Source organism: uncultured Brevundimonas sp. (assembly GCF_937863155.1).
Lineage (GTDB): Bacteria > Pseudomonadota > Alphaproteobacteria > Caulobacterales > Caulobacteraceae > Brevundimonas.
The window spans coordinates 1-6,606 of the sequence record NZ_CALMFB010000015.1; the positions used below are offsets into that span (position 1 = coordinate 1).

Annotated in this window: 7 protein-coding genes and 1 pseudogene; 1 reads left to right on the top strand and 7 read right to left on the bottom strand. The window is 68.4% G+C overall.

The features are described from left to right. The 5 genes and pseudogenes from eno to Q0581_RS02270 form a co-directional block, all read right to left on the bottom strand. Positions 1 to 239 (bottom strand): annotated as a pseudogene (eno, locus tag Q0581_RS02250) (phosphopyruvate hydratase); the annotation flags it as partial. Positions 240 to 326: 87 nt separating this feature from the next. Then, positions 327 to 920: a hypothetical protein gene (locus Q0581_RS02255; protein ID WP_298697189.1), complete on the bottom strand. Its 594-nt coding sequence runs from the start codon at positions 918 to 920 to the stop codon at positions 327 to 329. A gap of 116 nt (positions 921 to 1,036) precedes the next feature. Further along, positions 1,037 to 1,219 (bottom strand): 50S ribosomal protein L32, encoded by a 183-nt coding sequence (gene rpmF / locus Q0581_RS02260; protein WP_056449735.1) that lies wholly within the window; start codon positions 1,217 to 1,219, stop codon positions 1,037 to 1,039. Positions 1,220 to 1,341: 122 nt separating this feature from the next. Beyond that, a complete protein-coding gene (locus Q0581_RS02265) occupies positions 1,342 to 1,872 on the bottom strand; it encodes a GNAT family N-acetyltransferase (RefSeq protein ID WP_298697192.1) in 531 nt (176 codons plus the stop codon). Continuing rightward, the gene (locus Q0581_RS02270; RefSeq protein ID WP_298697194.1) at positions 1,865 to 2,977 is read right to left on the bottom strand and encodes an NAD(P)/FAD-dependent oxidoreductase; all 1,113 of its coding nucleotides are present in this window, start codon (positions 2,975 to 2,977) and stop codon (positions 1,865 to 1,867) included. The genes Q0581_RS02265 and Q0581_RS02270 overlap by 8 nt, the downstream gene beginning before the upstream one ends. A 184-nt stretch (positions 2,978 to 3,161) precedes the next feature. Between Q0581_RS02270 and Q0581_RS02275 the strand changes: the two genes are divergently transcribed. Then, positions 3,162 to 5,099, top strand: a complete 1,938-nt coding sequence (locus tag Q0581_RS02275) for a DEAD/DEAH box helicase (protein WP_298697197.1) — start codon at positions 3,162 to 3,164, stop codon at positions 5,097 to 5,099. 136 nt (positions 5,100 to 5,235) lie between these two features. Here the strand turns inward: Q0581_RS02275 and Q0581_RS02280 are convergent, their stop codons facing one another. Together Q0581_RS02280 and Q0581_RS02285 are read right to left on the bottom strand one after the other, a co-directional pair. Beyond that, complete coding sequence (locus Q0581_RS02280; RefSeq protein ID WP_298697200.1) at positions 5,236 to 5,712, bottom strand: type II toxin-antitoxin system RatA family toxin; 477 nt, start codon at positions 5,710 to 5,712, stop codon at positions 5,236 to 5,238. Between the two features lie 173 nt (positions 5,713 to 5,885). Continuing rightward, positions 5,886 to 6,606, bottom strand: a 721-nt coding sequence (locus tag Q0581_RS02285) for a lipoyl synthase (RefSeq protein ID WP_298697202.1), incomplete at its 5' end; no start/stop codon positions are given.

The window sequence follows — 6,606 nt, forward strand, 5'->3', positions numbered from 1 at the left end:
GACAGGGCGTCGAAGATTTCGCCGTTGACGGCGTCGACCGCCTTCTGGACGCCCTTGCCGCCCCAGACGTCCTTGTCGCCGTCGCGCAGCTCGACCGCCTCGTGCGCGCCGGTGGATGCGCCCGAGGGCACGGCGGCGCGGCCGAAGCTGCCGTCGTCCAGCGTCAGATCCACCTCGACCGTCGGATTGCCGCGGCTGTCGAGGATCTGGCGGGCGACGATGTCGGCGATGTCGGTCATGGCGGGGCCTTCAGGATTGGCGAACAGGGATTTGGCGCGGGTTTAGCGGACCCCGCGCCGAATCGCCAACCTGCCCTGCGCCCGCCGTTACGAACAGCCCTCGACATAGCCGATGGACGGGCCGCCGACGCCGATGCGGGTCACCTTGCCGTCCTGGCCGATCTCGTACTTCACGCCGCGCGCGGCCGCGCTGGTCTGGTCCGCCGTGGTCCAGGCGGTCAGATAGGCGGCCGGGGCATCAACATATTTGTGCGGTTCGGCGGTGACAGACGTTCCATAGACTTGGCGCACCCGCTCGGCCGTATCGCCGACGCCCAGGCCGCGATCGGTCTTCACCTCGGTGTTGCGGGCGACCCAGACGCTGGTCAGGACACCCTGTTCCAGCATCACCAGCATGCCTTCGGGCGCGCGGGCCGGGCGGAACAGGTCGCAGGCCTCCGGGTCGGCCCCGCCCACGGCGTTCGGATTGGCGTCGGCGCCCAGGGCCGCCTCGACCTCGGCGCGGGTCATGCCGATGCGCAAGGGGCCGAATCCCTGGGCCGTCAGCACGTTCGCGCCCGGCGCTTCGGCGGACGGGGGCGGGGTTTCGGCCGGAGGCTGGGGCTGAGGCTCGGCCTGTTCGGGCGGATTGCAGGCGGCCAGGGCGGCCACGGCGGCGGTGACCAGAAGACGGCGGATCATGGGGGCGGCTCCGTTTGAAGGGTTACCGCCATAACGCACGAAAACGGCGCGCGGACGAACCGCGCGCCGTGAAATTTTCGTTCCGGCCGGGCCGGATGCGCCGTCAGGCGAAGACCTTAGTCTTCCTTGGGCGTCAGAACCTGGCGGCCGCGATAGGTGCCGGTCTTCAGGTCGATGTGGTGCGGGCGTTTCAGCTCGCCGGTGTCCTTGTCCTCGACATAGGCGTTCGTGCCCAGGGCGTCGTGGGCGCGGCGCATGTTGCGACGCGAGGGAGATACTTTGCGCTTCGGAACGGCCATGTCCGTCTCAATCTTCTTGGTCGGGCGCCGCAGGCGGGCGCGAAAACAGTTGCGGCGGCCGGTTCGGGCCGCCACGCGAGGGCGGGCTTATGCATGAAGCCGTGGGCGATTTCAAGGCGCGGTTACGCCAGGTCTCGCTCCATGACGATGAAATGCAGATCGTCACGCCGCGGCAGGCCGAATCTGGGGTTTCCATAGGGAAAGGCCAGGGTCTCGCCGGTCGCCGCATACCCCAGTCGTTCATACCAGGCGATCAGTTCGGCGCGCTGGGGAAAGACCGAGATGCGGACGCGCCGGGCGCCGAATCGGGCGGCCATTTCCGCCTCTGCGGCCGCGACCAGCCGCCGCCCCAGGCCGGCGGCCTGAAGCGCGGGACTGACCGACAGCATGCCGAAATAGCCGGTTTCCGCCCCCCGATCAGCGATCAGGATACAGCCGATCAACACCCCCGCGCGCCAGGCGGTCAGCATAGCCTGGGTCGGATCGGCCAGGATGTCCGCCAGATCATCGGGATCGGTGCGCTGGCCGTCCAGCAGGTCGGCCTCGGTGGTCCAGCCCGCGCGAGAGGCCTCGCCCCGATAGGCGCTCTCGATCAAGACATGCAGGGCCGCGATGTCGTCGGCGTCTGCATCGCGGATGGTCAGCTCAGTCATGGGTCAACATCCCCGCCACCGCCTCGCCGATGGCCAGCGAACTGGTCAGGCCGGGGCTTTCGATGCCGAACAGGGCCACCAGGCCGTCAATGCCGTGACGGTCGCGACCATGCAGCTGGAAATCCGGCTGGGGCTGGCCCGGCCCATGCAGTTTGGGCCGGATGCCGGCATAGTCGGGCGTCAGGCGTTCGGTCTGAACATTCGGCCAGAAACGCTGGATATAGCGGACAAACTCCTCACGCTTGGCCGGATCGACCGCATAGTTCTCGGTCTCCACATAGGTCAGGTCCGGCCCGAACACCCCCTGCCCGCCCAGGTCGCGGCGATAGTGGGTGCCCAGGGCGCCGGGGATCGGCGGCGGATAGATCAGCCGGTCAAACGGCGCCGCGCCGGTCAGGCGGAAATAGACGCCCTTGCCCAGGTGTCGCGCCGGAATCTCGGCGGCCGGATAGCCCGCGACGCGCGCCGCCACGGCCTGGGCCGAAAGGCCGGGCGCGGTGACCAGAAGGCGGCTGGTCACCGCGGTCGCCCCCTCCCCGCCGACACGAAGGCTGAAACCGCCGCCCGACAGCGGCTCGGCCCCCTCGAACGGCGCCGAGACCACCACCGATCCGCCCGCATCCTCGATCTCGCCCTGCAGGGCCAGCATATAGCCGTGGCTGTCGAACACCCCGCTCTCGGGCGACAGGATGGCGGCGTGGGCGTTCAGTTCCGGCTCCAGCCGCCGCGCCTGGGCGCCGGTCAGGTGATCCAGATTCTCGACCCCATTGGTCACCGCCTGTTCGAAGATGGCCTCGATGCGTGGAACCTCGGCCTCTTGGGTCGCCACGACCAGCTTGCCGCATCGGCGGTAATCGACCTTGTGGCTGTCCAGAAAAGCGTACAGCGCCCGGCGCCCCTCGACGCAGAACCGGGCCTTCAGCGAGCCGGTCGGGTAATAGAGACCGGCGTGGATCACCTCGGAATTGCGCGACGACACGCCCTGGCCGATGTGCGGCTGTTCCTCCAGCACCAGAACCGACAGGCCGCGCCGGGCCAGGGCCCGTCCGCAGGCCAAACCCACCGCTCCGGCCCCCACCACGGCGGCGTCGAAATCGAAACTCATCGGACTTCGCCCAGAAAAAACCCTCAGAGGCGGGCAAAGGGCGTATGAGCCGCCTCGGACGATGAACCGCGGTCCTTAAACCGCCTGTTTCGCCCGCCGTCGCCTTGCCTTCCTCTTTCGCCTGATCTCTTACGCGCCCCGGCCCCTGTCGGCCATGGCGTCATCGCCGTTTCGGACCTTCGTCATGCCCTTCCCGCCCTGTCATCCCGCGCTGGACCACGCCCTCGTCGGCCGTGGCTATGAGACGCCTACGCCAGTCCAGTCGGCCGTGCTGGACGACGCGGCCGCCGGGCGTGACCTGTTGGTTTCGGCCCAGACCGGCTCGGGCAAGACGGTGGCTTTCGGTCTGGCGGCGGCGCCGACCCTGCTGGGCCAGGCCGAACGGTTCGACAAGGCCGACGCCCCCCTGGCCCTGGTCATCGCCCCCACGCGCGAACTGGCGCTTCAGGTGGCGACCGAACTGACCTGGCTCTACGCCGAGACGGGCGCGCGGGTGGTGACGTGTGTCGGCGGCATGGATGCGCGCAAGGAGGCCCGCACCCTCAACTTCGGCGCCCATATCGTCGTCGGCACGCCCGGCCGCCTGCGCGACCATATCGAGCGGGGCAATCTGGACCTGTCGGCCATCCGCGCCGTCGTGCTGGATGAAGCCGACGAGATGCTGGACATGGGCTTCAAGGAAGACCTGGAGTTCATCCTCGACACCACGCCCCAGGATCGTCGCACCCTGATGTTCTCGGCCACCCTGGCGCGCGAGATCGTGACCCTGGCCAAGACCTATCAGCGCGACGCCCTGCGCATCGACGCCACGTCCAAGGACACGCCGCACGGCGACATCGAATACCGCGCCATGCGCATCGCCCCGACCGACATGGAACGGGCCGTGGTCAATGTGCTGCGCTATTTCGAATCCCCCGGCGCCATCGTCTTCTGCAACACGCGCGAGGCGGTGAACCATCTGCACGCCGCTCTGCGCGAGCGCGGCTTTTCCGCCGTCGGCCTGTCGGGCGAACTGAGCCAGCGCGAGCGGTCCGACGCGCTTCAGGCCCTGCGTGACGGCCATGCGCGGGTTTGCGTGGCCACCGACGTGGCGGCGCGCGGGCTAGACCTGCCGGACCTGGGGCTGGTGATCCACGCCCAGACGCCGATCAACCAGGCCGGCCTGCTGCACCGGTCGGGCCGCACCGGCCGTGCGGGCAAGAAGGGCGTGTCGGTGCTGCTGGTCAGCTATGCGCGCCGTCGCAAGGTCGAGCGGATGCTGGCCGAGGCGCGGCTGGACGCGGTCTGGAGCGGCCCGCCCTCGGCCGAGGAGATCCGCGAAAAGGACAAGGCGCGCCTGCTGGACGGCCTGACGGCGGTCGAGACCTTCTCGGAAGAAGAAACCGCCCTGGCCCAGGACCTGCTGGCCCGGCGTTCGGCCGAAGAGATCGCCGCCCTGCTGATCCGCGCCCGCAAGGCTGGCATGCCCGAGCCGGAAGAGGTCTATGACGACGAACGGATGAAGCGCGACCAGGTGCGGTCCAAGGACGAGCCCTTCGTCGATTTCGCCCGTGACGGCGACTGCGACTGGTTCCGCATCAATCTGGGCCGCGAGAAGAACGCCGATCCCAAATGGATGCTGCCGCTGATCTGCCGCCTGGGCCATGTGACCAAGCGCGACATCGGCGCCATCCGCATCTTCGAACGCGACACCAAGTTCGAGATCACCCGCGCCGCGGTCGAACGCTTCACCCAGGCGATCCAGGCCCCGGCCGAGGACGGCATCAAGATCGAACCGACCGTCGCCCCGGCGCCCAAGGAACGCACCGCCCCGCCGCGCGGCAATCGCCCCCCGGCCGAGGCGCGCAGCCCTGACCGCCGCGACGCCAAGAAGCCCTGGGAGAAGAAGCCCCGGGCCGAGGGCGCGCCCGACGGCAAGAAGCCGTGGGACAAGAAGCCGCGCCGCGACGGCGACGGCTCGGCCGGTGGTGACAAGCCTTGGGCCAAGGGGCCGCGCGGGCCGAAGCCGGACGGTGACAAGCCGTGGTCCAAGAAACCCAAGCCGGCAGGCGACAAACCGTGGGCCAAGAAGGCCGGCGCCGACAAGGGCAAGCCGAAATACAAGGCGAAGGCTCGCCCCTGATCCCTCTCCCGTTGGGAGAGGGCTTGAGCGCACGGCGGCGCCAGCCGTCGTTCTTGCGCGAAAGGGTGAGGGTCGGATGGCGGGTGATCATCGGCGAAAGCCGACCCTCACCCTTTCGGCTGGCGCTTCGCTGCGCTCAGCGAGCCTCAAGCCCTCTCCCATCGGGAGAGGGATAGCGTCTTCTGGCCTCGGCCTCGAAACACGCCATCAACCGGTCGACCGCCCGGTCGAAATTGGCCTGCAGCATCATGTCCAGCAGGGTCGACTTGAAGGCGAAGTCGATCATGAACTCCACGCGCGTTCCCTTTGGATCGGCGTGAAATTCCCACCGGTTCTTCAGATGCCGGAACGGCCCGCGGATCAGACCGACCTCGACCATGTTCCGGTTGGCGTCATGCCGCACCCAGGTCGAGAAACGCTCTTTCAACATGGCGAAGCCGACGCCGGCCTCGGCGTCCAGCAGGCTGACGCCCGGCGCCTCTTCGCGCGCATTCCACACCCGCATCGACGTCACCCACGGCACGAAGTCGGGATAGGCCCGCACGTCCGCGACCAGCGCCGCCAGCTGGTCGGGCGCATAGGGCAGGATCTTGGTGACGCGATGGACGGCCATCTATTCCCCTTCCCCCCTGGTGGGGGAAGGTGTCATGCAGAGCATGACGGATGGGGGGGCTTGTTCGGCGAGCAGATGGGCAGGGATAGGGTATGGGGTTGAAAGCCCCCCTATCCGAGCGCCGCCGGCGCCCACCTTCCCCCGCGAGGGGGGAAGGAAGACAGACGCGGTCATCAACGCCGGTTCAGCCCTTCGCGCGCCGCCTTCAGCCGGGCGAAGTCGTCGCCCGCGTGGTGCGAACTGCGGGTCAGGGGCGAGGACGACACCATCAGGAAGCCCTTGGCGCGGGCGATGGCCTCATAGGCCTTGAACTCTTCCGGCGTCACGAAGCGGTCGATGGCGGCGTGTTTGCGTGTCGGCTGGAGGTACTGGCCGATGGTGATGAAATCGACGCCGGCGGACCGCATGTCGTCCATCACCTGCATGACCTCTTCCTTGGTCTCGCCCAGGCCGACCATGATGCCGGACTTGGTGAACTGGTTGGGGTCGCGTTCCTTGACCATCTGCAACAGGCGCAAGGAATGGAAGTACCGCGCGCCCGGCCGGATCTTCAGATACAGGCGCGGCACCGTCTCCAGATTGTGGTTGAAGACGTCGGGCGTCGCATCGATCATCACCTCGGCCGCGCCGTCCTTGCGCAGGAAGTCGGGCGTAAGGATCTCGATGGTGGTGTTCGGGGCCTGGAGGCGGATCTGGCGCACCACCTCGGCGAAGTGGGCGGCGCCGCCGTCGGCGACATCGTCACGGTCCACGCTGGTGATGACGACGTGGTTCAGCCCCATCTGGGCGACGGCCAGGCCAACCTTGGCGGGTTCTTCCGGGTCCAGCGGTTGCGGCATGCCGGTCTTGACGTTGCAGAAGGCGCAGGCCCGCGTGCAGGTGTCGCCCATGATC